The 26,241-nt window shown below is 62.0% G+C and carries 17 protein-coding genes; 6 read left to right on the forward strand and 11 right to left on the reverse strand.

Annotated features, from left to right (window positions below; all coding sequences use genetic code 11):
- Positions 1-135: 135 nt before the first annotated feature.
- Genes ACZ89E_RS29765 through ACZ89E_RS29775 form a run of 3 tightly spaced genes read left to right on the forward strand, consistent with a single transcriptional unit; the run spans position 136 to position 11,905 of the window.
- Complete coding sequence (locus ACZ89E_RS29765) at positions 136-3,738, forward strand: Tc toxin subunit A (RefSeq protein WP_476256924.1); 3,603 nt, start codon at positions 136-138, stop codon at positions 3,736-3,738.
- A gap of 48 nt (positions 3,739-3,786) precedes the next feature.
- Positions 3,787-7,866, forward strand: a complete 4,080-nt coding sequence (locus ACZ89E_RS29770) for a Tc toxin subunit A-related protein (RefSeq protein ID WP_476256925.1) — start codon at positions 3,787-3,789, stop codon at positions 7,864-7,866.
- Positions 7,859-11,905 (forward strand): Ig-like domain-containing protein, encoded by a 4,047-nt coding sequence (locus ACZ89E_RS29775; protein ID WP_476256926.1) that lies wholly within the window; start codon positions 7,859-7,861, stop codon positions 11,903-11,905. Before ACZ89E_RS29770 ends, ACZ89E_RS29775 begins: the two co-directional genes overlap by 8 nt.
- A gap of 32 nt (positions 11,906-11,937) precedes the next feature.
- Here ACZ89E_RS29775 and ACZ89E_RS29780 read toward each other — a convergent pair whose 3' ends face one another.
- From ACZ89E_RS29780 to ACZ89E_RS29805, 6 genes are read right to left on the reverse strand one after another with little or no spacing between them, the layout of a single operon-like run.
- The gene (locus ACZ89E_RS29780) at positions 11,938-13,269 is read right to left on the reverse strand and encodes a DUF58 domain-containing protein (protein WP_476256927.1); all 1,332 of its coding nucleotides are present in this window, start codon (positions 13,267-13,269) and stop codon (positions 11,938-11,940) included.
- Positions 13,266-14,264: an AAA family ATPase gene (locus ACZ89E_RS29785; protein ID WP_149657915.1), complete on the reverse strand. Its 999-nt coding sequence runs from the start codon at positions 14,262-14,264 to the stop codon at positions 13,266-13,268. The genes ACZ89E_RS29780 and ACZ89E_RS29785 overlap by 4 nt, the downstream gene beginning before the upstream one ends.
- Positions 14,261-15,424, reverse strand: a complete 1,164-nt coding sequence (locus ACZ89E_RS29790) for a DUF4350 domain-containing protein (protein WP_476256928.1) — start codon at positions 15,422-15,424, stop codon at positions 14,261-14,263. The genes ACZ89E_RS29785 and ACZ89E_RS29790 overlap by 4 nt, the downstream gene beginning before the upstream one ends.
- On the reverse strand, positions 15,421-16,965 hold the full coding sequence (locus ACZ89E_RS29795; RefSeq protein WP_476256929.1) for a DUF4129 domain-containing protein: 1,545 nt from the start codon (positions 16,963-16,965) through the stop codon (positions 15,421-15,423). The genes ACZ89E_RS29790 and ACZ89E_RS29795 overlap by 4 nt, the downstream gene beginning before the upstream one ends.
- Complete coding sequence (locus tag ACZ89E_RS29800; protein ID WP_476256930.1) at positions 16,952-17,929, reverse strand: stage II sporulation protein M; 978 nt, start codon at positions 17,927-17,929, stop codon at positions 16,952-16,954. The genes ACZ89E_RS29795 and ACZ89E_RS29800 overlap by 14 nt, the downstream gene beginning before the upstream one ends.
- On the reverse strand, positions 17,926-18,651 hold the full coding sequence (locus ACZ89E_RS29805; protein ID WP_476256931.1) for an RDD family protein: 726 nt from the start codon (positions 18,649-18,651) through the stop codon (positions 17,926-17,928). Before ACZ89E_RS29805 ends, ACZ89E_RS29800 begins: the two co-directional genes overlap by 4 nt.
- Before the next feature lie 186 nt (positions 18,652-18,837).
- On the opposite strand from ACZ89E_RS29805, the gene sbcB reads away from it, so the two are divergent.
- Entirely contained in the window at positions 18,838-20,268 is a 1,431-nt protein-coding gene (sbcB, locus tag ACZ89E_RS29810) for an exodeoxyribonuclease I (RefSeq protein ID WP_476256932.1), read from the forward strand.
- A gap of 98 nt (positions 20,269-20,366) precedes the next feature.
- Here the strand turns inward: sbcB and mvaT are convergent, their stop codons facing one another.
- Positions 20,367-20,744 carry a histone-like nucleoid-structuring protein MvaT gene (gene mvaT, locus ACZ89E_RS29815; RefSeq protein ID WP_007933316.1) on the reverse strand — a complete coding sequence of 126 codons (378 nt, stop codon included), beginning with the start codon at positions 20,742-20,744 and terminating at the stop codon, positions 20,367-20,369.
- A gap of 339 nt (positions 20,745-21,083) precedes the next feature.
- On the opposite strand from mvaT, the gene purU reads away from it, so the two are divergent.
- Positions 21,084-21,932 carry a formyltetrahydrofolate deformylase gene (gene purU, locus ACZ89E_RS29820; RefSeq protein WP_027922916.1) on the forward strand — a complete coding sequence of 283 codons (849 nt, stop codon included), beginning with the start codon at positions 21,084-21,086 and terminating at the stop codon, positions 21,930-21,932.
- Between the two features lie 140 nt (positions 21,933-22,072).
- The gene (locus tag ACZ89E_RS29825) at positions 22,073-22,249 is read left to right on the forward strand and encodes a hypothetical protein (protein WP_178129028.1); all 177 of its coding nucleotides are present in this window, start codon (positions 22,073-22,075) and stop codon (positions 22,247-22,249) included.
- Positions 22,250-22,350: 101 nt separating this feature from the next.
- Here ACZ89E_RS29825 and ACZ89E_RS29830 read toward each other — a convergent pair whose 3' ends face one another.
- From ACZ89E_RS29830 to ACZ89E_RS29845, 4 genes are all read right to left on the reverse strand, one after another.
- The gene (locus ACZ89E_RS29830; RefSeq protein WP_149657908.1) at positions 22,351-23,346 is read right to left on the reverse strand and encodes a lysylphosphatidylglycerol synthase transmembrane domain-containing protein; all 996 of its coding nucleotides are present in this window, start codon (positions 23,344-23,346) and stop codon (positions 22,351-22,353) included.
- Positions 23,343-24,116 (reverse strand): DUF2334 domain-containing protein, encoded by a 774-nt coding sequence (locus ACZ89E_RS29835; RefSeq protein ID WP_476256933.1) that lies wholly within the window; start codon positions 24,114-24,116, stop codon positions 23,343-23,345. Before ACZ89E_RS29835 ends, ACZ89E_RS29830 begins: the two co-directional genes overlap by 4 nt.
- Positions 24,109-25,230, reverse strand: a complete 1,122-nt coding sequence (locus ACZ89E_RS29840) for a glycosyltransferase family 4 protein (RefSeq protein ID WP_476256934.1) — start codon at positions 25,228-25,230, stop codon at positions 24,109-24,111. Before ACZ89E_RS29840 ends, ACZ89E_RS29835 begins: the two co-directional genes overlap by 8 nt.
- 192 nt (positions 25,231-25,422) lie before the next feature.
- Entirely contained in the window at positions 25,423-26,187 is a 765-nt protein-coding gene (locus ACZ89E_RS29845; RefSeq protein ID WP_372242329.1) for a methyl-accepting chemotaxis protein, read from the reverse strand.
- Positions 26,188-26,241: the final 54 nt, after the last annotated feature.

A 26,241-nucleotide genomic window follows, 5' to 3' on the forward strand; every position in this document is an offset into this window, starting at 1 on the left:
AAAGCGCTCATGTCTACTGTCAGTTCTGACAGTAGACGCCTCCGCTCTCCAGGCGCAGATTCGCACTATACAGACCTACTTTTCCGCGCGGCGAGCCGCCGTTCGGGTACTTGCATCCATTCGAGGAGCCTGGCCATGGCAGATTCCGGTCAACGTCCCATCCAGCAATTGTTCGAGCAGGTGTTTGGCGAGAACCAACGTGCGGCTTACACCGACCTGAGCGCGTACATCGAGCAGGGCGGCTCGGTGTTTCCCTTGGTGGAGCAGGGTGTGCAAGGGCTGGTGCGCGATTACGGGATCAGTCGTGATGACGCGCAGCAGTTCCTGCGCAGGGCCAATAGCCTGGCGGCGTATGTCCGCCGCCAGTTTATCGAGCAGAGCCTGACGGGGTCCGGAGCGCTCGCCGGCACACCGTCGAGCGGGCTGCTGTCGCTGGTGCAGGGACCGAGTTTCGAGCAACTGTTCCAGACTGATTTCGACACATTGTGCCCGCCCGATGCCCTGGAGTCCGTGACCTCTCCGGTGGCGTACTGCATTGAGCTGTTGCGCTGGATCCGCGACCGCGTCGAGCCCAGCGGCAAGGACGACGGGGACGGCGGGGACAAGAAACTGCCCCTGCATGATCGGCGCAAGGATCTGAAAGCCTTGGCGGTGGATTTCAATGCAGTGCATCAGTCGGTGTCGGCGGTGGATATCATCGTTTCCGTGCTCGAGACCTTTATCAAGGGCGAAGGAGGGGCGGCCGATCTGGAACAGGCCTTGATCGACGCGCGCTACCCCAATGGGCTGCCGTACTACCAGCACTGGGTCACCCTGGATGCGGTTGCCCGCCATCACGGGATGTCGGTGGGGAATTTTGTGCACATGGTGGACGAATCCTTCCCGTATTTCCTCCTGCCCAAGGCCTGGAATGGCGACGCCAAACGGGCCCTGATCCACGCCTCGCGACTGGGGCCTTATCAGCGGCTGTTGTTGACGGAATCAGCGGTGCCCGAGGACGGGCGGGACGAGTTTTACCTGGCCAGTTTCGGTGCCGCCGATGTCTCCTGGCAAAACCTCAGTCAGGTGCCCTTTTTCGGTGAGCGCACCAAGCTCGATGCCCGGGGCGTCGAGGCGCTGTTGTCGGCGCGGGATTTCGCCCCGACACGCTCGGCAAATGTCTTGGTGTATGCGACTGCACCCGCCCCAGGCGTGAGCGAAAGCGAGCGTTCGGGCTCGGTCTATCTCAATGCCGCCAAGAGCCCGGCGGTCACGATCAATTACAGCGAAGCGGGCCAGAAGTTCCACCGTTTGAGTGCCATCCCTGGGGCCGATTTTGGACTTTTCGACCGGTTGAACCGCAAGGTGCGCCTGGACCAATGGCTGGAATTGCCCTGCGATCAGGTGGACGCGCTGCTGGTGGCGGCGATGCAGGCTGAGAAGCGCGACGTCGCCAACCCCTGGTGGATCAGCGAGGCTACGGTGCAAGCCATTGGCTTGTTTCAGTCACTGCGCGAGCGCTATGGCTGCACCGCGCCGGACTTCGCGGTGTTTATCGACGAGATGGCGATCTACGGCCGGGGCGATGCGCTGTCGCAATTCGACCAGGTGTTCAACAACCAAGGCGCCTTTCAGTCTCCCTTGCTCCTGGATAACGGGGACTTCCCGATCATCCCGGTGCCGGGAGGTATGGACCTGACGGTCAACCGCTTGTGCAGTGGCCTGGGCATTGATCTGAAGACCTACCACTACCTGGCACTGGCGATTGCCCGGGCCCATGGCCTGAGCAGCACATTGAAGCGCAGCCGGTCGATCATCTCGGCGTTCTTCCGCTTGGTGAAGTTGCCGCGCCTGTTGGGCATCACCCCGGTGGAGGGCGTGCTGATGCTGACCGCTCTGGGCGGCAACAGGTGGGTCGATGTGCTGGCGGGTGTCCCACAGATCAAGGCCACCGCCAGCGGCGAAGAGGCGCCCGATGTGCTGAACCTGATCTATGCCCTGCATTCTTGCGTGGGCTGGTGCCGGGATCGCGATTTGCCAGTGCTGTGGATGTTGCAGCAGGTGTCGCCACCGGCGGCGCTGGCCGTGGCCTCCGCACAGGAACGCCAGTTCATCGAACAGTGCCGCAACCTGCTGCCTGCCGCGCTGTTCAGCAACGCCTCCGTGCTGATGGCGGGCGTACCACCGCTGCCCAGCGCCGACTGGCTGGACTTGCTGGGCTCGCTGGTGGATGCCTCGGGGTTGGTGCTCAACCCTGACGGCAGTGAAGCCGAGTACCTGAAGTACGCCCGGGAAAAACTGGGTAAGGCGGTGGACGATGGCCTCGGCGAGGAGGATGCCGTTCTGGTCGAGCGCATGCTCGCGGTGCTGCTGCAGGCGCGTGACGCCCAGGCCTCGGTGGCCCGGGAAAGCCTGGCCGTGTACACCGGCCTGGATGCCGAGCGCGTGACCAGTGTGCTGGTCTGGGCCAACAGCACGGTTTATCAACTGTTGCGCCAGGTGCAGGAACGGGCCGAGCGCGCGCTGGAAGGCGCGTTTAATGACGACGAAACCGACCCCTTGCTCATGCTGCTGGCCGAAGTGCGGCAGCGCAGCAACGTGGCATTGCAACTCGACCTGAGCGCCACGTTGCTGCAGGACTATTTGCAGTACGGCTACAAGGCCTGGCTGGATCAGAAGGACCCTTACGATTTTTCGCTGCGCGCTCTGTATTACTTCTCGGCACTGACCCGCGCCTTCGAGCTGAGTGAGCAACCGGCCGGGAAGCTGCTGGATTACCTGCGCGAGGTCAACGCGCTGCCTGATCAGATCTCCAATGAAGCGCTGGACCTGGCGCAAAAAGCCGCCTCGATTCGTCTGGCCGCGTTTTTCGACTGGAGCGTGGAGGAGGTGCGGGCCTGTGTCGCGTATATCGATCCCGACAAACGCCTGGTGAAAAACCTGTCCCAACTGGACCTGCTGATGCGCATCCGCGTATTGGCGCGGCACACCGGTATGGACGCCTCGACGGTGTTGCGCGTCGGCTGTTTACCGGAGGCAATCGACAAAGAGGCGTATCGGGCTGCTGCGGAAAGTGCCTTGCTGAGCCTCACGGAGTCCCGTGCGGCGATGACGTCCTACCGGGACGAGGCGCCCGAACAGATCGTCAAGATCAACTGTGTCCTGGACAAGGTCGACGTGGTGGCGAACAACCCGGAGGACAAGATCACCTTCACCGTGACGGTCAAGGACCCCGACGACAAGGTTATTCCCCATGTCGATGTGTACTTTCAGGCCAGCCTGGGCACGATCGCGAAGGCCAGGACCGACGAGAACGGCATCGCCACCGCGCAGTACTTGGGCAAGGTTCTGGGGAGCGAGGCGCCGTTGTACTGGCTGGATCTGATAGACCCCAAGTACGCCGAGACCGTTCACGTCATAGCGGATGTGAAGTCGTTGACGATAAGGCCGGCGGAGAGGTCCCAGCCACCGATAGGGGCGGTGCCGTTGGGCCAGCAAGTCGAGGTTTACGGCACGCTCAAGGATCGTTACGGCAACCTTGGCCAAAACCAGTTGGTGGACTGGGTCTGGGTGGCGCTGAGTGATACAGGCTCTGCGACTGTCCGGCCGGGTCAGGGGTTCAGCAATCAGGAGGGCCTGGTGCGGACCTTTCTTTCCAGTAATGAAGGTGGAAGCTTCGAGGTCAGCGTCATTATCCAAAGCGCCAATACCAAGGTGGTGTTCGAGCCCATCGAATTTGCCGGCAATGGCGCCGAATGACGACGGCCGCATAACGGTTTGGCCCCAACGGGCTTAGGAGCAAGAAGCATGGCACAGCACAATATTGGTGGTCTGCTTGAAGAACGTCGTTTGGCCCTGGTCGAGTACTGCATCGGGCAAGTGGGCAAGACCGGCACCGGCAAATTCAACTTTCTGAGGACCCCGGAGGACCTGTTCGAACTGCTGCGCCTGGACCCGCTCGACAGCTATCCGGTGCAGAGTTCCTGGGTGGCCGAGGCGACCAGTTGCGCCCAACAGTTCATCCATGCGGCCTACCGCAAGCTGGAACCGGGTTATAAAAAAGCGACCTTCAATTCGCAGGATCTCAAGCTCTGGGAGTTGTACAACAACTACCCGGACTGGGCGGCGGTGACCCAGATCGGGATTTACCCGGAGAACTTCATCAACCCCTTTGTCCGCCAGCGCAAGACCGGGCTGTTCAAGGCCCTGGAAAACGATCTGAACCAGACCCGGCTCAGCAGCGATTCGGTGCAGCGGGCCTTGCAGAGCTACCTGCAAGGGTTCGAGCAGACCTGCAACCTGGAGGTGCTCAGCAGCTACATGGACGGTGCTTCGCCCACCCGCGCCGACTATTACTTTATCGGCCGCCAGCGGGTGCCGCCGTTCCAGTATTTCTGGCGCAAGGCCGCGATTGAATTGCAGCCCAACTGCAAATCCATCAACCCGGTGGCGTGGGGGGAATGGTTGCCGGTGGAGATTGGTACGGGGGATCGGGTGCTGGATATTCGCCCGGTGTTCTGGAGCGGGCGGTTGTGTGTGGTGTGGGCGCAGTGGCGTGACGAGATTGTTGACAATGGGTCAGGCGTGCGTATACCGAACAAGCTCGACATCAATCTGGCATTCATGATGCAGAACGGCCAATGGTCGGCACCGTTGAATCTGTATACCGATGAGCCGATAGAGGATTTGAGCGTCGACGCCCGCTTGATCGCCACGATCACGGTGGATGCACGTCAGCCCAAAGGCGTGTTGGGCGTCATGCTCGTGTGCAAGAACAGCGAATTTAACGTGTTCGTGACCCGTGATGTGTTGATGCGCCCCGTTCCGGAGGATGACGGCCGTTGGCTGACTCATCTGGCGCTGTATCGCTTCACCAATACCTTAACCGTGCAGCATCCGCTGTTTGCAGGGAATCAACCGGAGATCACCGACGAAGTCATTACTCCCGGTTCATTGACCAGCTATTACGGCTTGCAGGTGTTGTTTCTCAGCGATAGCGGCGATGGCAAGGACCGATTGGTGGTCAGAGGGGTGTGCAAGCCCGCTCCGCTGCCTGCGGCGAGTGGCATTTTTACGTTGAAGTTGCTCAACCCTGCTGCCGGTGATAAGCCTGACACGGCCGACTTCGAAGGAAACCCCACCGGCGGCTGGGCGACGGGTTGGTTAACGATCCAGCGCAATTCGGGTGGCTTTGTTGGCACTGTGCAGTTCACGTTGGAGGGAACAAACACGTCTTACGGCAAGAGCCAATTCACCCTGAAGATGGCCAACCTGCCCCGGTTCGTGCCCCCGGCCCTGGAAAAAAACACCGCCAACGCCGCGCAATTCATTGCCTTCAAACAGCCGGACACCCTGGCCCATGCACGCCTGAACTCGCTGTTCGGCCCGGAACTGGTGCAGCGCGCCAGCGCGTCGGTGGACGCCGTGCTCGATTGGGATACCCAGTTCCTGGTGGAGCCACCCCCCGATTCCGCCGCCCTCGACGAGCCCAACGGGGCCTTCAACGGTGCCAATGGTCTGTCGTTCTGGGAGCTGTTTTTTCACCTTCCGCATCTGATCGCGGTGCGCCTGCGGGCCGAGGATCGCTTTCAGGAAGCGCAGAACTGGCTGCATTATCTGTTCGACCCCCGTGCCCCGGCCGAGGTGTCCGAACCCCCGGAAGCCACCGACAAACCGCCCTACTGGCGCTGCCGTCCACTGGACGGCGAAGGCAACCTGGGGTGTGAAACCCAACGGCCCGTCGACCCGGATGCCATCGGTTACTCGGCACCCCAGCGTTTTCAGATTCTGGTGTTCACCGAGTACGTGAACAACCTGATCGCCTGGGGGGACTGGTATTACCGCCAGCTCACCCGCGACAGCCTGGTGGCGGCCAAGCTGTGTTATGTGCAAGCCGAGTTCCTGATGGGCAAGCCGCCGGTGGCGCGGACGGTGACGCAATGGAAAACCCGGACGCTGGGACAACTGCTGGACGACAGCCGTTCGCGCCCGGCGCTGGAACAGTTTGAGAAAACCCTCAATGTTTCCCTGGGCGACATCCCGCCAGCGGCCGAAGCGCCGCCCTTGCTCGGCTTGTTGGCCAACGAGCCGTTCAAGGTGCCGATCAACAGGCAATTGCTCGACCTGTTCGACCTGCCGGGCCGGCGTCTTTTCAACCTGCGCAGTAACCTGACGCTGGACGGTAAACCGCTGGATATTCCGCTGTTCAGCCCGCCGACCGATCCGAACCAATTGCTGCGCGACCTGGCCGCCGGCGGGGGGGGCGGTCCGCGGCCGATGGGCGGACGCCTGGTCGTGGGCGCCTTCCGTTGGCGGGTGGCGTACGAAGTCGCACTGCGGGCCGTGCAGACGCTGCAAGACTACGGCAGCCAGGTGCTGCGCCTGCTGGAGCAACGGGATCGGGCCGAGCAGGAAGAGTTGCAGCAGAACCATCTGGTGGAATTGGGCAACTACGCCCAGGTCGCCCAGGAGCAGAGCATCGCCCAATTGGAGGCGACAGTGGTCGCGCTGCGCCAAAGCCGTATCACGGTGCAGGAACGTGCCGACACCTATGCCCGCTGGTATGAGCAAAACGTCAGTGATGTGGAATATCAGGTGATGGAAAGCCTGCAATTGGCCAAGCAACTGCGCGTGGGGTCGACGGCGCTGCAAGCCGGGGGGGCGGCGATAGACGCGTTGCCGAACATCTTTGGCGTGGCCAATGGCGGCCATCGTCCGGGTTCCGTTCTCTATGCCGTGGCCTATGGCCTGGAAGTCGCCTCGACGGCGCAGCAAGCAGACGCCGACAAGCAAGCGGTGACCGAAACCTATCGCCTGCGCCGGCGGGAATGGGAACTGCAACGCAACCAGGCCCAGGCCGAGGTGCTGGCCATCGACGAACAGATCACCGCGCAGCAACTGGCGGTGGACGCGGCCCGGTCCAGTCTTGACCAGACATTGCGCGCCAATGCCCAAGCGCTGACGGTGTACAACTTCCTGAAAAAACGCGCGAGCAATGCCGAGTTGTTCGGCTGGCTGCTGGGCCAGCTCAAGGCTTTGCACTACCAGGCCTACGATGCGGTGGTCAGCCTGTGCCAGAGTGCCCAGTCGTCACTGAGTGCTGAAACCGGCGATTACGATTCGGCCCCGGCCTTGCCTCAGGTGTGGCTCGACAACCGTTGTGGCCTGACGGCCGGTGAACAGTTGCGCGAGTACCTGTTGCGCATGGAGCGTCGGCACCTGCAAACCTTCGAGCGGCGCCTGGAGCGGGTCAAGACGGTGTCCCTGCGGCGGCTGTTCGACGACGACAAAGACCCGCAACCAGTGCACAAAAGCTGGAGCGAGGCGCTGGCCAGGTTGCAGGACACCGGCGTGCTGGAGTTCAGGCTCACGCAGTTGCTGTTCGATCGCGAACACCCCGGCGACTACTGCCGCCTGATCAACGCGGTGGAGGTCGACCTGCCGGTGCTGGTCGGACCTTACGAGGATGTGCGGGGGACCTTGCAGCAGATTGGCAGCACGACCGCCACCAAGGCAACGGTCCAGTCGGTCGAGTATCTGCACGACCCGGATGGCAAGGTGGCCCCGGCGGATGTGCAGTTCAACCTGCGCAGCGGGCAGCAGATCGCGCTGTCGGCGGGGGTAGCCGACAACGGCATGATGGCGATCCGGCCCGATGAAGGCTTGCTCAATCCATTCGAAAACACCGGTGCCGTTTCCCGTTGGCAATTGAATTTCCCCTGGCCGAAAAAAGAGGTGCAGCAGGCGATGCTGGGCTCTTTGACCGATGTCATTGTGCGCGTCCGCTACACCGCCAAGGGCGGCGAGCCGAGCTTTCGGCTGGCGGTGGAAAACCTGGTGAACATAGACGAAATGCCCGGCCTCAAGGGAGCGCGCAGCCATGGGTAACCCTGTTATTCAGGCCAATCAGAACCTGGTACTCAACGGTGACTTCCTGCTGCCCTATGCCAATGGCTGGCTCAAGCAGCCCCCCAATTCGCTGGGTGTCGCCATTGGCAGTGAAATGTACAACGGCGAAATGACGCGTTTTCTCAGGATCAGCCTGGATGCCTCGGTCAGCCAGGTGATCGTGGCGCCCAAGGCCTCGGACGCCGAGACCCGCTATGTACTGAGCTTTCTGTGCCAGGTGCGTTACGACGGTGCGGGTCGGGTGGTGGTTGCGATGGTTGATCGGCCCGAGAAAAAAATGGAGATTGAACTGCTGCCCGGCCCTGCGCGGAACGAGGAGCAAGATAGGGAACGTCTGGCGGGTGGGCAGCCACTGGATTTTCTTCCGATCGAGTACGAAGTCGAACTGGACCTGCCGTTGCAAAGCCAGGATCGGATTCGCTTGACGGTGCACAGCCCGGCCGGTGGAGATGGCAATGCAGAGGTGTGTATCACCCGCATCAACCTGGCCCTGCATTTGCCAGCGGTGCAACTGCAAACCCTGAAGCTGGATGAGCAAGTCGTGCCCGCCGGCCGCCTGTTGCCGTTATGCCTGGGGACCACCGGCAATTGGCGCCATCGTCTGGAGTGTGTGCCGGTGGCGGGGCACCCGTGGCTGGGTACCCAGGCGGCCTTGACCCTGGCAGACAATCCGCAAGGCGCGATCCGCGCGGAACCGGATTGGGGGGCCGATCAGCCGCTGGATGAACCGTGGCTCCTTGACTGTCCGTTGCTGGATGACGAAGGCCCGCACCTGTTGACTCTGCAATGGGTCAACCAGTACACCGCCGAACCGTATTCGATTCCCGTGTCCCTGGGGCACCACCGCGTGGTGTTTCGCGAGGTGCTGGAAGCGGCGTATTACCCGGTGCTGGAATATGAGCAATCCGTACGCCTGGGGGTGCAGGTGGCGTCGTACTACACCGGTCAGTTTCTCGACGGGCGCACGGTGAACTGGACCGTGGCCGGTCAGGGCGTCAAAGGTGCCGCCCTGACCGACGCCGATGGCTGGGCCTACTTCGACTATGTGCCCACGGTGGCGGGTGACTTCGACATCGAAGCGACGGTCGAGAGTTTGTATTACGCCAGCGGCGTGGTTTCCCACACCCAGACGGTGCGGGTATTGGCGAGCGATCCGTGGAAGACGTTGCAGTCGGTGGTCGAAGGCGCCGAGACACCCTGGCAGGAAAAGACCGGTTACCCCAATCGGGGATCCGGGTATGCCTTGCAAGTGAGGTTGCCGACGGATCACATGCTGTTGGATAGCGAGATGCAGCTGCGCTGGAGCGGTGATGCCGCCGAGCAACTGGGCGTTGCCGTCAGCCCGGCGCTGGAAACTTCGGTGCCGGTCACGGGCCGCGATCTGGAATGGACCCTGACCAGCGAGGATCGCCTCGACGGTCGATTCGAACTGTCGCTGGTGTGCTCGAAACTGATGCTGCCGTCGCCGAAAAAAACCATGTCGCTGGCGCGCAATCTGGTGCGCATCGGCGAGGTGCGTGAGGCCAACAAGTTTCCAGTGGTGGATGAAAACGAAAACGTGTTGTTGCGGGTGCAGGTAGTGCATGTGCGGGACGGCGGCGACGGCGATCCGGTGGTCAATGCGCTGGTGGACTGGGTCACCCCTGAGGGCACGTTGCCCACCGTCCCCACGGGCAGCGGTGGTTGGGCCAGTTTGTTTTACACGCCGCGCAACGCCGGGGATCAGCAGGTCAGCGCCCGGGTGCGGGCCCATGAAGAGGCGGTGGCGTATGAACACCCCTTCAATGTCAAAGCCCTGGCCACCAGTCCGTGGAAGAGCGAAGTCAGAATCCTGCTGGATAACGTCGAAGTCGATCGGGTGGTGTTGGGCGTGCTGTGTTGGCGGGGGCGTTCGCACACGCTGAAAGTCGAGCCGTTGGCCGGTAGCACTTTGATCGGTCAGGCCATTGCGCTGAACTGGCGCGGGGTGGCCCCGGCCATCGGGTTGGTGGCGAGTGATATCGGAACGCCGAGAACGCTGACCGCTGCGGGGTTGGAGTGGACGTTATCGTCGGTGCAGGCCACCAGCGTCAGCAGTCTGTTCGAGCTGAAACTCAGCACCCCGCGGTTGACTGCGGATCGGGAATTGTTCGGACGGTTGATCGCCCCTGACCTGGCCGAGGAGGCGAGCCTGGCGCTGGATCAGGTCGCCGCGATACCCGGCGCCCAGGCGCTCTATCCGTGCCTGGGGGCCGTGCACCGTTTCAGCGTGTTGCCCAATGCCTTGAGTCCGCTGACAGGGCTATCGGCAACCTTGTCCTGGACGGGCGCGACCCCCGAGGATCTGGGCGCCAGCGTCACGCCGCCCTTGGCGCAACCCCAGGTGATCGACGACGGCGGCGCGCGCTGGTCCCTGGATTTCAACGCCAGCCCGGCGCCGGGCCGGTTTGCCCTGGCGCTGGCGTTGCCACAATTGAACTGGACGGCGACAGCCAACGACATGCTGCTGGCGCACAACCGAGTCCGGATTGGGACGTGGCAGGAAGCGGCGGTGGACCCGGTCGTGGGCCAGGAGCCGGCCTGGCTGTGGGCGCAAGTGTTTTCCCGGTACACCGGGCGCGCGGTGGAACATGTTCCGCTGAAATGGCTGGCGGGTGCTGTGCCCATCGACGTGCAAACCGACGCCGACGGTTGGTCCGGGTTTGCCTTTGCGCCCAGCGGTACCGGGCCGCAAGAGGTGCGGGCGGTCCTGACCAGCCCCTATGACGGCTACGAAGAGTCGCGCGCGACGACGGTGTCGCCACTGGCCAGCGACCCGTGGAGCGGCGTAACGGTGAGTTTTGACGGTCAGCCGCCGCAACCCTGGGGCGCCAAAACCTACTTTCCGCGGCGCAGCGGCAACCACACGCTGCAAATCATGGCCAGCCACGACAGCCCTTTGCTCGATCAGCAACTGACGCTGGGGCTGACCGGCACCGGGCCGGCGGCGCTGGGTATCCGCTTCGACCCGACGAACGTGCTCGGGACCCCGTTGCCGATATCCCCTGCCGGCGTGCAATTGTCCTTTACGGTGGGCGATGTACAGGATGGCGCGTTCGCCCTGCGCCTGGCCGCCAGCCGCTTGGCGGCATTGTCGCCCGCCAATGCCATGTCGCTCGGGTCAGGGGTCCAGGTGGTCAAGCTGCGGATCGACAGTCGTGTTGACCAGACGTTGAACTGGGGGCAAACGCTGGTTGAGCAGGTGACGGTAGTGTCGTCAATCAGTGGCAAACCGATGAAGGGTTTGACCGTGACCTGGCGTAGCCCGGACCTGGGGGTCGTGACGTCGGTGACGGATTTTTACGGGGTGGCGAGCGTTCGTTTCACACCGACCACCGCCGGGGCCTCAGTGCTCACGGCGACGGTCGGGGACCAGACATATTCGCAGTCGGTATCGCTGGCGTATGTCGTCAATCAACCCTCCAGCATTCAATCGCTGGTCTGCGCAGAACCGGCGGGTTATCCGGGTCAAGTGGCGTCGGGCATGGCGACGGTGGTGTCGGCGTTCACGGGTGAGCCATTGGCTGGGGTCGAGGTGATGTGGGATTACTCGGGCGTCAGGCTGGCGCCGACCCTGACCGGAGCGGATGGGGTGGCGACGGTTGAGTTCACCCTGGAGCAAGCCGGCGAGGGCTTGTTGACGGCTTTTGTGAGCGGTGGCTTGTATGGGTGGGAGATGGCGTCGGTGATCGTCGAGGTGTTGCCGGTGCATGCCAGTATCCGAGAGGTGAATGCATCACCGAATCCGGCGGCGCCTCAGGTTTATGTCGCGATGACCGCGGTGATTGTGGCCACAGACACAGGCCAGCCGTTGGCGGGGCGAGAGGTGTTTGTGTCTGTGAGTGGAGGTGCCTACCAGTCGACACTGACGGATGCAAAAGGAGAGGTGAAAAGGCACTGGCGACCTTGGATGGTGGGTGATTTGGTTTCACTCAACGTTGAAGTCAGAAACCCTGGCGAACCCGCGAAACGGGGCGGGATTGTTGTGCCAGTCATTTAGGGGCGCGAGTCAACGGTGACGGGGAATGAACGTTAAAACGCCCCGGCCTTTTTCCAGCTCAGATAACGCGTCACCAAACCGTTGCCGAGTTCCCGGGGCAGTGCTTCCAGCACCGGCACGCCATGGGTACTCAGTTGCTCATGGCGTTCGGCCTGTGCGTTGAGGTAATCCACGGTTCCGCAATACAACAAGGCTTCGGGCAGGGTTTGCACGGGCGTGTGGCGCAACTGATCGAGGACTTCTTCGCGCAGGCTGGCGACCAGCACCCGGTGGTGCTGGCCCAGGCGTTTCACGGCGTTGAGCAGGTCTTCGTCGTCTTCATCCCGCAGGTTAGTGACCAGCACCACCAGCGCCCGGCGTTTCTGCCGGGCCAGTAACTGGCTGACGGCCGCCTGGTAGTCGGCGGGACGTTGGGTGGTGTTGAGGTCGTAGGTCGCGTTGAGCACGGTCTTGAGCTGACCCGCGCCTTTGACCGGGGCGAGGTACAGCGGCGTCTCGCCGGCAAAGGTGCACAGCCCCACCGAATCACCCTGTCGCAACGCCACATAACTGAGCAACAGGCAGGCGTTCAGTGCATGGTCGAAATGGCTGAGTTCGCCATCGTGGCTGCGCATCCGCCGGCCGCAGTCGAGCATGAAGATGATCTGCTGGTCGCGCTCGTCCTGGTATTCCCGGGCAATCGGCGTGCGTTGCCGGGCCGTGGCTTTCCAGTCGATCTGGCGCAGGCTGTCGCCTTCGCGGTATTCGCGTAGTTGATGAAACTCAAGGCCCTGGCCCCGTCGTTGATGCTGACGTACGCCGAGCTGGCTGAGCCAGTTGTCCACCGCCAACAGTTCGCCGCCGTAGAGACGGGCGAAGTCCGGGTAGACGCGGGTGCTGTCGCTCACATTGAGCAGGCGTTTGTCGGACCACAGGCCCAAGGGGCTGGGCAGGTTGATTTCGCACTGTTCGAACCTGAAGTGACCCCGCTGCAGCGGGCGCAGGCGATAGGTGAGCTGGCTGTGTTGACCGGGCTGCAACTCAAGGGATTGTGGCAAGTGTTCGAAGAGCAATCCTTCGGGGGCATGATCGAAAATCTGTGCGTCCAACGGCTGGGCCAAGTCATGCTCGACCACCAGCTGCACCTCTCCCCAACGTCCCAGCGCGAGGCTGCCGGGCATCTGTCGTGTCAGGCGTGGCGAGGGCAGGCGTTTGAGGCGCACGATATCGAGCACGGCCAGGGTCAGCAGTGCCAACAACAGCGCCCAACTGATCGATGGCAGGTTGTCGGGAATGTTGATTTCGAGCGCCCGCAGTGCGCCCAGAATGATGTTCAGGCCCAGCAGCACCGAGAGCCAGATCAGCAGCAGGCGCGAGGGTTTCACAGGCGCGGCGCCGGGATCTGATCAAGCAGTTGCTGCAACACCTGATCGACATCCAGGCCTTCAATGTCCAGCTCCGGCGCAATCCGCACCCGATGACGCAACACCGCCAGGGCACAGCCCTTGATGTCATCCGGAATCACGAACTCACCGCCGCGCAACAACGCCCGCGCCCGCGCGCAACGCACCAGGGCGATGGACGCCCGGGGGCCGGCGCCGAGGGTCAGGCCAGGCCAGGTGCGGGTGGCGCGGGCCAGGCGGATGGCGTAGTCGAGCACTTGCTCGTCGAGGGGCAAATCGCTGGCGATCCGTTGCAGCGCCATGACGTCCTTGGCTTGCAGCACGGTGCGCAATGGCTGCACGTCGAGCATGTCGGCCCGGGTCGAGCGGCTGACCTGGCGCACCATGTCCAGCTCTTGGTCGGCATCGGGGTAGTCCATGCGCACCTTGAGCATGAAACGGTCGAGTTCGGCTTCCGGCAGCGGGTAGGTGCCTTCCTGTTCGATCGGGTTTTGCGTGGCCAGAACCATGAATGGCTGCGCAATCGGCAACGCCCGGCCTTCGAGGGTGACCTGGCGTTCCTGCATCGCTTCAAGCAACGCCGCCTGGGTCTTGGCCGGGGCGCGGTTGATCTCGTCGGCCAGCAGCAGGTTGGTGAACAACGGGCCTTTGCGCAGTTTGAATTGCTCGGTTTGCAGGTCGTACACCGCGTGCCCGGTGACGTCGCTGGGCATCAGGTCCGGGGTGAACTGGATGCGCGCAAATTCGCCGCCAAAGCAGCGGGCGAGGGCGCGCACCAGCAGAGTCTTGCCCAGACCCGGCACGCCTTCGAGCAGCACATGGCCGCCGGCGATCAGCGCGGTGAGCACGTCATCGATCACAGTGTTCTGGCCGATCACGGCTTTCTGCAATTCGCCGCGCACGGCCTGGGCCAGTTGACTGGCGCGCTGGCGTTGCTGGGCGGCGTGGTGGGCGGTGCCGGGCTCGATGTCACTCATAGGGCATTCCTCAAGGTTTGCAGGTGGGCGACCTGACGGCTGAATTCAGCGCTGGACAGCCGCTGTTTCGGGCGCGGGCTCAGGGCCTGGCTGATGGCGCGGGTGGGTTGCCGGGTCAGGCGCGCAAGCACCAGCCATTGTTCGGCAATCGCCAGTTGTTCGAAACCGGGATGACGGCGTCGGGCGCGGCGCAAGACGTCCTGCTGCAAGGCCTGCAGCAGGGTGTCCTGGCCGTGATGACGCAGCATGAAATCGGCGCTGGCGCGCAGGTGTTCCTGGAGTTGTCGGCGCGCCCGTGGAACAGGTGCCAGCAGCGGCCCGTGGCGCACGCCGAAGTGCCAGCAGGCGAGGCCGATCAACGCTGCGAGGGCGACCAGGGCTTGGGGGAAATAGCGCAGCAGCAAGGTCAGCAGCGAATCGTGATCGGTGTTGTACAGCAGGGTCACGCTGGTATCGGCGTTCAAATACCAGAGCAGCCAGGCATTGTCGTATTGCTCGATGGCCGGGGCTTTCCACAGCTCGGCGTCGGTGACCACGGTGATCGAACCGAGCCCGTGGGCCAGTTGCATCATGTGGGTGGCCTTGCCGCTGTTGGCCCAGGCCTGGGCGAGGTTTTTCGGATCATCGAGGTGGAAATCCGTATCGAAGCTGAAGTAGGCCGGGGCGTCCTCGTCTTCCAGGTAGAGCTTGGTCAGGTTCGGGTACGGGTCGTCGATGGGATCGGGCGGCAGGTCCTTGAGGTCTTTGCTCAAGGACTGATGCAACTGCACCCGGTCGAGCAGCAGGTCGTTGCTCTGGCCGGTCTTTTCATCCCACAGGGATTCGGCGACGAACACCAGACGCCCGCCGGCTCGGGTCCAGTTCAGCACCTGATCGATCTGGCGCGGTGTCATGTTCGAGCGGTCGCCGAACAGCAACAAACTGTGTTGGCGCGGGTCGATGCCGGGCAGCACGTCGAGGCTGTTGGCGTGACTGACGGCGACGCCCTGTTTGCGCAGAAACTGCTCCGCCGCCAGATACGGATTGGCCCGCGCTTCGGGAGATGCGCCGTGATCGACGATCTCCTGATACGGCGTGGCTTTCAGGTACAGATAAAAACACAACGCGCCGAACAGCAGCGCGAACACGCCGCCCAGCGCCAGCCATCCGCGCCGGCTCATCGGGAGGCTCCCGGATTGAACAGCGCACGCCAGCCATCGCAGAGTTCCTGTTGCAACGGCGCTGGCGGCAAGCGATGCCCATAGGCCATGTTCTGCCAGTGCCCGGTCAGGGTTCGGCTGAAGGCCAATAGTGCCGGTTGCTGCAATTGATCGATGCGCGCCAGCACCTGACCTTCGGTGTCGGCGTCTTTCAATGGCAGCTTGTAGTCATGCAACAAGCGGCTGAGCAGGGCGCGATACAGCAGGCCGAGGGCTTCGCGAGGGTTGGTTTGCCAGAGGGTTTCGGCAGCGGCGGCGACGTCGGTGGGCAGGGTTTCGTGATGCACGTCCAGGCCGAACAGTTGCTTGGGCACGGCGCGCTCAACCTTGCTCCGTCGCACGGGCCGACGGCTGACAAACGCCTGCAACCAGTCGCGGTAGCGCCAGATCAGCAACGCGATGCCGGCAAGCACGATGCCCCACAGCACCACTTCAATCAGCGACGCCAGGGCGCCGAATCGCGAGTCGTCGAGCAGCCGGGTCAGCGCCTTCAGCCATTGCGGGGTGGTGCCATCGTCCTTGGTTTTCGCGTCGGGTTTGTCCTCGCCAAACCGATAACGGGTGACGGATTCCCGGTTCTTGAACGGTGGCTGGTCGAGGATCGCCTTGATGCTGTCCCGGGACGCCTGGCTGGTCAGAGGCTGGTCCAGCAGGCGCGGCGTGTCCGGTGAAATGACCGGCTCGGTGGCCCAGACGCTTTGCGCGCTCGGCATCCCTGCAATCACTATCAGCAACAGGACGACGGCTGCGCTGCTCAGGCGCTGACGCATGCGGCGGAACACCAGTTCGATGTCCCAGGCCTCCAGCACGGTGCGGCGGTTCAGATAGAGGCTGAAACCGCAGGCGACATAAATCGGTTCCCACACCACCAATATCAGTGCGTAAAAGGCGTTGATCAGGTGCGCCAGCCACAGCCAGTCCTGATTGGCGGCGTCGATCAGGGTCTGCCAGTTCCAGTCCAGCTCGACCTGTTGCGGCAGCAGCAGGTAGAACAGCACCATCAAGCCGATCCACAACGCGCTTTCCAGGAACGAGCCGATGATCGTCAACCACTGCGCGGCCCCGGCATTGCGTTGCAGCAGGACGTGCAAACGTTGTTGGCGTGCCGTACCGCTCAGGCCTTCGAGTTGCACCACCGGCATGAGGAAGCTGCGGCTCAGGCTCAGTCGGCGCCAGGTCAGGCTGGCCACTAGTTGCGGCTTGAGCAGTCGCGGCCATTGGCGCAACGCCTCTTTGAGCGTGGGCGTTTCACCGAACAGGGTTTTCGACAGGATGAACAACGGCAGGCGATCGAACGCCGGTTTGAGCCACCAGAAAATCATCACCACCAGCGACGGCGAATCCCACAGCAGCAGGGTGAGCAGGGCGAAGATCGGCAAGGTGACGATGGCCCAACTGCTCATCAACAACCCGCGATGCCGTTGACTCAGCAGCACGCCCAGGTCCATGGCTTCCCAGGTATTGCGCGGGCGAATCACCACCGTGGCGTCACTCAGGCGCATGGCGAGTCCGTCCGGCCAACAGCAAATACAACAGCACCCCTGACCACAGCGCCGCGCCGACCAGGTATTTGGTCATGGGCGTGGGGGCGGTCATGGAGGACCAGTAGGCTTCGACGAACGCCGCCAGCAGCAGAAACAGCATGACCCCGCAAATCAGCAACACGCTTTGGCGCGCAGCCAGGCGCAAGGCTTCGGCCCGGGGCAGGCGTCCCGGTGCGATCAAGGCCCAGCCCAATTGCAGGCCTGCGGCGCCGGACAGGACGATGCCGGTCAGTTCGAAAGCACCGTGGCCGATCACGAAGGGCCAGAAGGTTTGCCCATAGCCGATGTCGGTCAGGTGCCCGGCCACCGCGCCGATCATCAACCCGTTGAACACCAGGAAAAACGCGCTGCCCACGCCAAGCAGCGCACCGCTGGCGAAGGTCTGAAAGGCGATGCCGATGTTGTGCATGATGTAGTAGCCGAACATCACCCAGTCTTCGCTGGCCGCCCGTTCCGCCGAACGGCCGAGGTGCCCGGCGACCGGGTCGTACATGCTTTGCATTTCGCTGACCTGGTCGGCCGGGATGAGGTTGTAGATCAGGCCCGGGAACAGATACACCAGCAGGCCCATGCCGATCAGGCTGCCGAAAAACATCAGGCCGGCGGCGAATACAAAGCGCCACTGCTGGCGCACCAGTCGCGGGAAGTCGGCGAGGATGAACGCCAGCGCATTGGCCCCCAACCGACTGCGATGCCGGTAAAACTGTTGATGCCCACGCAACACCTGATGCTGCAGCGAATCCACGAGAAAACTGCTGTACCCGCGCTCCCGGGCCAGGGCCAGGTGATGGCAGAGCCGGCGGTAATCCTTGGAAAAGCTGGCGATGCGTGAGGCGTCCTTGCCTCGTTCCAGTCGGTCGAGGACCAGGGCGAATTGCTCCCATTCGGCCTTGTGGCGACTTTCGAAAAGGCTTTGCTTCATGTGGGGCCCAACAAGCCGCGGGCGATGCCATTGAGTTCGGCCACGGCGCGGGGCGGCGCAACCCGCAACGGTTCGGCGAGGATAGTCGCCAGTTCATTGACCCGCGCCGGGGACAGTTCGCCCTGGCGTTCGGCAAAACCGAGGATGGCGCGCTGTTCGGTCAGCGTCAGGGCAAAGGTGGTGCGGCGCGGTTCGGCGTCGGGTATTTCCGGGCGGGTGAGCGGCCGTTCGCGGTAGATCACCAGCGTCCCGGCGGCGAGGTCGCCGAGGCGCTTGAAGGTCGGGTGTTGCAGGCAACTGATGGCCCCGAGGACGTAACCAAACGGCAGCAGGTCGACAAATCGCAGCAGGTTGCGCAGCAACGAGGCCGACCAGCCGACCGGCGTGCCATCGTCCTGCACCACGCGCAACCCCATCCATTGCTTGCCCGGCGAGCGGCCCTGATTCAGCACCTCGAACAGCACCATGTACCACCAACTGACCCCGAACAGCAGGATCGAGCCCAGCCCGGCGCCGAGTTTGCCCAGAAACGCCAGCACGGTGAACAGCACGCCGAGGAGCAACCCGCGCAGGCCGAGGTCAATGGAGAACGCCAGCGCACGGACCATCAACCCGGCCGGGCGCAGTGGCAAGTCGATGCCTTCGGGCGTTTCGACTTGATACCGCGTGTCCAGTGGCGGGGACAGCGTCGCATTCCTTGGCAGTGCTGTGGTCACGAGCATGGGCAACCTGAATGATCGGGCCGGATCGGGATTCAATAATGCGCAGATGCTAGCAGCCTCTTGGGGGGAAACGACATAACTATGTATTGCACGATGCAAAGCCGGAAGTGATTGAATGACAAGAGGACTGGCCGCAGCGACTTATCTGCGCCTAGACTTCGCCGGTCTTCAGTTCAGGAACAGCCCGTGACCTCCATCTTCTGGTACGACTATGAAACCACTGGCATCAACCCCCGTTGCGACCGGCCGCTGCAAGTGGCGGGGATTCGCACCGACTTCGAACTCAATGAAATAGACGAGCCGGTCAATCTGTATTGCCAGCCCAGCGACGACATCCTGCCGCATCCGGCGGCGTGTGCGATCACCGGCATCACGCCAAGCCGTCTGGCCGAACAAGGGCTGAGTGAAGCCGACTTCATGACCCGGGTGCATACCCAACTCGCGGCCCCCGGCACCTGTGGTGCGGGTTACAACACCTTGCGCTTCGACGACGAGATGACCCGCTACAGCCTCTATCGAAACTTTTTCGACCCGTATGCGCGGGAATGGCAGGGTGGCAACAGTCGTTGGGACCTGATCGATGTGGTGCGCGCCGCGTATGCCCTGCGCCCCGATGGCCTGAACTGGCCCACGGACGACGAAGGGCGGGTGACGCTCAAGCTCGATCGCCTGACGGTGGCCAATAACATCGATCACGGCAATGCCCACGAAGCCTTGTCCGATGTGCGCGCCACCATCGCCCTGGCCCGTTTGATTCGCGAGAAACAACCGAAGTTGTATGACTGGCTGTTCCAGTTGCGCAGCAAACAGAAGGTGATGGATCAGATTCGGTTATTGCAGCCGATGGTGCACATCTCCGGGCGTTTTTCGGCGGCGCGCAGTTATGTCGGCGTGGTATTGCCCCTGGCCTGGCATCCGCGCAACAAGAACGCGCTGATTGTCTGCGACTTGCACCTGGACCCCCAGGGCTTGCTCGACCTGGATGCCGAGACGTTGCGCCAGCGCCTGTATACCCGTCGCGATGAGCTGGCTGAAGGCGAGTTGCCGGTGCCGCTCAAACTCATTCATATCAATAAATGCCCGGTGGTGGCGCCGCTGTCGGTACTGCGTGCCGAAGATCAGCAACGCCTGGGGCTGGAGATGGCGCTATATCAGCAACGGGCGCTGCGGCTAAGTGACGCACAACAAGTTTGGCGCGATAAGGTCATGGCGATTTATGCCAGCGAAGCTTTCGCCGCGAGCCAGGATCCGGAGCAACAGTTATACGACGGCTTTATCGGTGATCGGGATCGGCGTCTATGTGATCAAGTCCGGGCGGCGGACCCGGTGCAATTAGCGCAACAACAATGGCCGTTCGATGATGAGCGTTTACCTGAATTATTGTTTCGATATCGCGCACGCAACTTCCCGGATACGTTGAATTTCGAAGAGCAAGAACGCTGGCGGCTATTTTGTCAGCAACGTTTGAGTGCTCCGGAGTGGGGGGCGCCCAATACCCTGGAATCTTTTGCGCAGGCCTCGGCACAATTGGCCAATAGCGCTACAACGTTTCAGCAAGAGGTGCTCAATGAATGGGCAAATTATGTCCAGGGATTACGCAAACGTTTGAGTCTTTGAAGTGCAATGATTGAAGCCTGAATCCCGGGCATAAAAAAACGCCAGCATCTGCTGGCGTTATTTTTTGTCGCAGAATTAATCTGCAACAGGCTTGCGGCTTAGCCCAGCAGGGTAGCCCAGCCTTCAACCACGTCGCCGCCCCACTTGGCTTTCCACTCTTTCAGAGTCTTGTGGTTGCCACCTTTGGTTTCGATGACTTCGCCGTTGTGCGGGTTTTTGTATTGTTTAACTTTGCGAGCACGCTTGGTGCCAGTAGTTTTTACTGCGCCGCCACGTGGTGCTTTGGTTTTGGACTCTGGATCCAGCAGCGCGATGATGTCACGCAGGGATTTGGAGTACTCGCCCATCAGGGTGCGCAATTTGCCTTCGAATTCCAGCTCGGTTTGCAGTTTGTCGTCTTGGGACAGATTCTTCAAACGGGCTTGCAGCTCTTTGATAGCTTCTTCGGTGGCGCGGTATTCGTTGATCAAGGACATTGAGGACTACCTTATGTAGGACGCAGGATGGCAGGGACAGTGCGGCAATAATAGTCAGGGTGTTTCATCAAGTAAACATTTAACCGAAGTTTTATTTAAATGAGTTGCGCTGAATAGGGCATGAACTCGTTGTGCAGTTAAATAGTGTGATGCAGTCAACACAGATATTCACAAATGAGTGCTTGAACATGCTCTGCTACAGCCCCATCGCGTTGGCGCGTGACGCGGCTCGAACCCGGGCCGTTGGCCGATGTGCAGGGGCAGACGTCATCAATACTGCAGTTTTGCTGCGCAATCGCTAGAATGGCGGCCTTTGCGAAGTTCTGGAGTTTGACCCTAATGCGCACTTTTCGGCTGGTGATTGCTTGCCCGGACCGCGTCGGTATCGTTGCTAAAGTCAGTAACTTTCTGGCGTCACATAACGGCTGGATCACTGAAGCGAGCCATCACTCGGATAATCTCAGTGGCTGGTTCTTCATGCGTCACGAAATTCGTGCCGATTCGCTGCCTTTTGGTATCGAAGCTTTCCGCGAAGCGTTTGCGCCGATTGCCGAAGAGTTCTCGATGAACTGGCGTATTACCGATACCGCGCAGAAAAAACGCGTGGTATTGATGGCCAGCCGCGAGTCTCATTGCCTGGCGGACTTGCTGCACCGCTGGCACAGCGATGAACTGGACTGCGAAATTTCCTGCGTGATTTCCAACCATGACGACTTGCGCAGCATGGTCGAGTGGCACGGCATTCCTTATTACCACGTACCGGTCAATCCACAGGACAAAGAGCCTGCGTTTGCCGAGGTCTCGCGCCTGGTCAAACAGCACGATGCCGAAGTGGTGGTACTTGCCCGTTACATGCAGATTCTGCCGCCGGCGTTGTGCAGCGAATATGCCCACAAGGTCATCAACATTCACCACAGCTTCCTGCCGTCGTTCGTCGGGGCCAAGCCGTACCATCAGGCTTCCCTGCGTGGCGTGAAGCTGATCGGCGCTACTTGCCACTATGTCACCGAAGAACTGGACGCCGGTCCGATCATCGAGCAGGACGTGGTCCGTGTCAGCCACAGCGACAGCATCGAAGACATGGTGCGCTTCGGCCGTGACGTCGAGAAGATGGTGTTGGCCCGTGGCCTGCGTTATCACCTGGAAGACCGGGTGCTGGTCCACGGCAATAAAACCGTCGTGTTCTAAACTCCACACCTGATCGTTCCCACGCTCTGCGTGGGAATGCATCCCGTGACGCTGCGCGTCACAAAGCGGACGCAGAGCGTCCATGGCGGCATTCCCACGCAGAGCGTGGGAACGATCAGTGTAGAGAGAGGAAATTGACCATGGCCGATCCACTGGACAAAGCCACTTCCAAGGCGCCTGCCACCTTGGGCGAGGGCTGTTTGAGTCGTTATGACCCGGATGACATGAGCCCTGAAGACGGCACCGAATTCCCCGGCGCCGCCGAGTTGTGGGAGCAGTTGCAGGAAACACCTGGCGAAAAATCCGGGGACGCCTGATCCCTGTAGGAGCGAGGCTTGCCCGCGAAAACGGTGTGTCAGCCAGCATCAATATTGGATATCCCGCCGTTTTCACGGGCAAGCCTCGCTCCTACACGGGATCAGGCCTGCTTGAATTTCATCAACTTCTTGAGCAACGGCCGTCCCAGCATCAGCAAAAACACCGGCCCACCGACCACCAGGTAAAAGTAATACGTCACCGCCCGCCAGATCAGAATCGCCGCCGCCGCGGTGGATTTCCCCACCATCGGCGCCAACAACGCCGCCGAGGTCAATTCCGCCGCGCCGGCACCGCCCGGCAACAAGCTGAATTGCCCCGCACCCAATGAGAGCATCTGGATCAGAAAGCTCCAGGCCCACTGCAAATCCGCCCCCAATCCGCGTAACGCCAGGTACAGCACGCTGTAGCGCAGCAGCCAATGCACGCAGGTCAGGGCGAAGACCTTGGCCAGTGTCTGGACGGGCAACTTCAGCGTGTCCGTGAACGCCGCCAGGAAATGCAGGAGTTTTCGCGCCCAACGCAGGCGTGTGCTGGCTTTGACATTCAGGCGCGCAAGTAACCGGCCGCTCAGACGAATCAGCAGCCGATGGAAACGCGCCACCATCAGGCATGTGACCAAGCCGCCGAACAACGAGACAGCGCTGACCATCAGCAGCCACTCCATGCGCTGGCTCAGGTGCTGGAACAGCGCATAAATCAGAATCCCGCTCAGGGCGCAGAGGAAAAACAGCAAGTCGCTCAATTGGTCCATGGCAAACACCGCGCTGCCCCTGGCCGGGCGCACGCCGTTACGCGCCAGCAGGGCCATGATGGTCAGCGGTCCGCCACTGCCGCCGGGGGTGGCGCAGTAGGCGAACTCGGCAGCCATGACCACGCCAAGGCTTTTGACGCGGCTGACCTTGTCGCGCTGATCGCCCAGCAACAGGCGCAAGCGCATCGTATTGACCACCCAGCACAACAGAACCATGCCGAACATGATCAGCAAACCGCTCACGGGAAAGCTTTGCAGGCGCGACCAGGTTTCATTGCCGCCCAGCACCAGCGGAATCAGCACCGCCGCCAGCAGGGCGAGGAACAGCAGAATCCCGCGACTCATGCTGTGCGGCCGAAACGGTCTTGGTGCAGCGTCAGCCAGTCGGCCTTGGTCATTGGCACACGGCCCTCGTCGAGTAAGTGTTCAAGTGTTTTCAGCCAGTAATCACGGGAAAACCGGTGACGCATGTCCACCGGGTGCAGGCCGAGGCGAATCACCGGCGCATGCCGCCAGCGTTGTTGCCGTTGGTCGCTGACGATTTTCGATAGACCGCGGCGCCACGCACTGCGCGCACTCCAGACCAGCCCGGGGGCATCGATCGCGGTGAATTCCGGCAGACGATACAGATGTTGCGGGTCGCTGGTGTAACTCAATGGCAATTGTTGCAAGGCCTGGCGTGTTCCTTCGCTCATCAGCCAGGCGGGTGCGACAAAGCCTTTAAGCGGCCAATTGTAACGATGAAACACTTCGATGCCAGCGCGCAGGCGAGCAAGGGCGGCGGCTTGAGACAAACTGTAGAACTCGCCTTCGTGGGTGTAGACACGGCGCATGAACCAGTCTCGGGGTGTCGTCGCTGTCGGGCTGTCGTCGCAGTGAAAGTAGCCGTGCAAGGCGAGTTCGTCACCCCGGTCGACGCGATTGCTCAACATCCGACGAAATCCCGGATGCGCCTCCAGATCGTTGTGTTTGTGAAAATCGGGGACCACCAGCCAGGTCATCGGCACGCCGCCCAACGCATCGACGGCGTCGACGAAAGGCTGGTAATCGGCCCAGGTCTGCGGTGCCACGTCGTGCAGCACCAGCAACAGTGCGGGGGGCGTGTGCTCAGCCATTGACGGTCAGCGGCCAGGGATCGCCAAGCACGGCGTGATAATGGCCCAGCAAGCTGTTGACCACCGCGTCCCAGGCGTAATGCCGTTCCACATGTTGCCGGGCCTGTTCGCCCAGGGTGACGCTGCCCCGGCTGAACAATTCGCGCACCGCATTGGCCATGGCCAGGGGATTGTTGGGCGCGCAGAGCAGGCCGCATTGCTCGGTGACAATTTCCTTGAAGGCTCCGGCCGCCACGGCGACCACCGGAATGCCGCTGGCCATGGCTTCGAGGATGACCAGGCCGAAGGTTTCCTGGTCCCCTGCGTGCAGCAGCGCGTCGGCGCTGGCCATCAAACGCGCGACCTGGGTGGCTGGGCAGAACTCATCCACAACCGTGACGTTGTCCGGCACTTGGGCCGGCATCGATGAACCCACCAGCAGCAGGTGATAGCGCGGCCCCAGGCGTTTCATGCAATTGAGCAGCACCGGCAGGTTTTTCTCCTTGGAGCCGCGACCGGCGAAGATCAGCAGCCGGGTGTCTTCGGCTATCCCCAGTTCGGCCCGCAGTTCCGGGTCACGGGCACTCGGGTTGAAGGTTTGCAGGTCGACGCCCAAGGGCTGCACGAACACATTGCGCACCCCCAGGCCGGACAGTTTGTCCGCCATGACCTGGCTCGGCGCCAGCACCCGGTCGAAGTTGCCATAAAGCTTGCTGACATAAGCCTCGACATTGGTGGTCACCCAATTGCCCATGCGATTGCTGACCAGCAGCGGCAGGTCCGAGTGATAAAAGCCGATCACCGGCACATCCAGTTGCCGCCGGGCATCCAGCGCCGCCCAGGCGGTGAGGTAGGGGTCGCCGACTTCAATCAGATCGGGCTGCAAATCCTGCAGAACATTGCGCCAAGGCGCGAGACGAAGGGGGAAGCGATAACCCTTGCCGAAGGGCAGGGCGGGAGCGGGAACCGTGTACACACCGTCCTGTTCGCTCAGGTGTGAACCGGGTATCAGCAGGCTGTGGCGAATTCCCGGTTTGACGCTCAGGCGACGGTGCTTGGCGTCCAGATAAGTGCGCACGCCACCGCTGGCAGGGGCGTAGAACATGGTTATGTCAGCGATATGCACGATGAACATCCCTCCGGGCTATTGCTCTCCCTAGGTTGACCTATATGAAGGATAGATGTTCGGCTGGAGTTTTGCGGCGGGGGTGTCAGCGGGGGATGTGGTGTTTGATAGACCGCTTTCGCGGGCAAGCCTCGCTCCTACGCGGATGTGCGATCCGTTGTAGGAGCGAGGCTTGCCCGCGAAGAGGCCCTGAAGGACGCCTCAGATACGGAAACTACCCACCAACTGCTTCAACCGCGCCGCCTGCTGCTCAAGGTCCGAGCACGCGCGCAACGTTGATTGCAGGTTTTCCACGCCCTCCTGGTTCAGCGTATTGATCTCGGTAATGTCGACGTTGATCGACTCCACCACCGCAGTCTGTTCCTCGGTCGCCGTGGCCACCGACTGGTTCATCCCGTCGATCTCGCCGATGCGCTGGGTCACGCTGTTCAGGCGTTCGCCGGCCAGGTTGGCGATTTCCACACTGTCCTGGCTGTGGCGCTGGCTTTCGCTCATGGTGCTGACGGATTCCCGGGCGCCGACTTGCAGCTCCTCGATCATGGTCTGCACCTGTTGCGCCGATTCCTGGGTGCGGTGCGCCAGGTTGCGCACTTCGTCGGCCACCACCGCAAAGCCACGACCGGCTTCACCGGCGCGCGCCGCTTCAATCGCTGCGTTGAGCGCCAGCAGGTTGGTTTGCTGGGAAATGCTGGTGATCACTTCGAGGATCTGGCCGATGTTCACGGTTTTGCTGTTCAGCGACTCAATGTTGGTGCTCGACGCGCTGAGCATGCTCGACAGTTGATTCATCGCCTTGATGCTGCGGTCCACCACTTGCTGGCCGTCTTCGGCCAGGCTGCGGGCGTCGCTGGCCTGGTTCGAGGCTTGCGCGGCGTTACGCGCGATTTCCTGGGCGGCGGCGCCGAGCTGGTTGATCGCGGCGGCCACGCTGTTGGTGCGCGAGGCTTGCTGGTCAGAGTTGAACATCGACGAGTTCGAGGCCGCGACCACACGCAACGCCACTTCGTTGACCTGGCCGGT

It is taken from the genome of Pseudomonas sp. TE3899, assembly GCF_056279105.1.

Bases quoted from the DNA above. Each gene is read 5' to 3' on its own strand.
- ACZ89E_RS29765 (WP_476256924.1), top strand. From the start codon at position 136: ATGGCAGATTCCGGTCAACGTCCCATCCAGCAATTGTTCGAGCAGGTG.
- ACZ89E_RS29770 (WP_476256925.1), top strand. From the start codon at position 3,787: ATGGCACAGCACAATATTGGTGGTCTGCTTGAAGAACGTCGTTTGGCC.
- ACZ89E_RS29775 (WP_476256926.1), top strand. From the start codon at position 7,859: ATGGGTAACCCTGTTATTCAGGCCAATCAGAACCTGGTACTCAACGGT.
- ACZ89E_RS29785 (WP_149657915.1), bottom strand. From the start codon at position 14,264: ATGAGTGACATCGAGCCCGGCACCGCCCACCACGCCGCCCAGCAACGC.
- ACZ89E_RS29790 (WP_476256928.1), bottom strand. From the start codon at position 15,424: ATGAGCCGGCGCGGATGGCTGGCGCTGGGCGGCGTGTTCGCGCTGCTG.
- ACZ89E_RS29795 (WP_476256929.1), bottom strand. From the start codon at position 16,965: ATGCGCCTGAGTGACGCCACGGTGGTGATTCGCCCGCGCAATACCTGG.
- ACZ89E_RS29800 (WP_476256930.1), bottom strand. From the start codon at position 17,929: ATGAAGCAAAGCCTTTTCGAAAGTCGCCACAAGGCCGAATGGGAGCAA.
- ACZ89E_RS29805 (WP_476256931.1), bottom strand. From the start codon at position 18,651: ATGCTCGTGACCACAGCACTGCCAAGGAATGCGACGCTGTCCCCGCCA.
- mvaT (WP_007933316.1), bottom strand. From the start codon at position 20,744: ATGTCCTTGATCAACGAATACCGCGCCACCGAAGAAGCTATCAAAGAG.
- purU (WP_027922916.1), top strand. From the start codon at position 21,084: ATGCGCACTTTTCGGCTGGTGATTGCTTGCCCGGACCGCGTCGGTATC.
- ACZ89E_RS29825 (WP_178129028.1), top strand. From the start codon at position 22,073: ATGGCCGATCCACTGGACAAAGCCACTTCCAAGGCGCCTGCCACCTTG.
- ACZ89E_RS29830 (WP_149657908.1), bottom strand. From the start codon at position 23,346: ATGAGTCGCGGGATTCTGCTGTTCCTCGCCCTGCTGGCGGCGGTGCTG.
- ACZ89E_RS29835 (WP_476256933.1), bottom strand. From the start codon at position 24,116: ATGGCTGAGCACACGCCCCCCGCACTGTTGCTGGTGCTGCACGACGTG.
- ACZ89E_RS29840 (WP_476256934.1), bottom strand. From the start codon at position 25,230: ATGTTCATCGTGCATATCGCTGACATAACCATGTTCTACGCCCCTGCC.
- ACZ89E_RS29845 (WP_372242329.1), bottom strand. From the start codon at position 26,187: ATGTTCAACTCTGACCAGCAAGCCTCGCGCACCAACAGCGTGGCCGCC.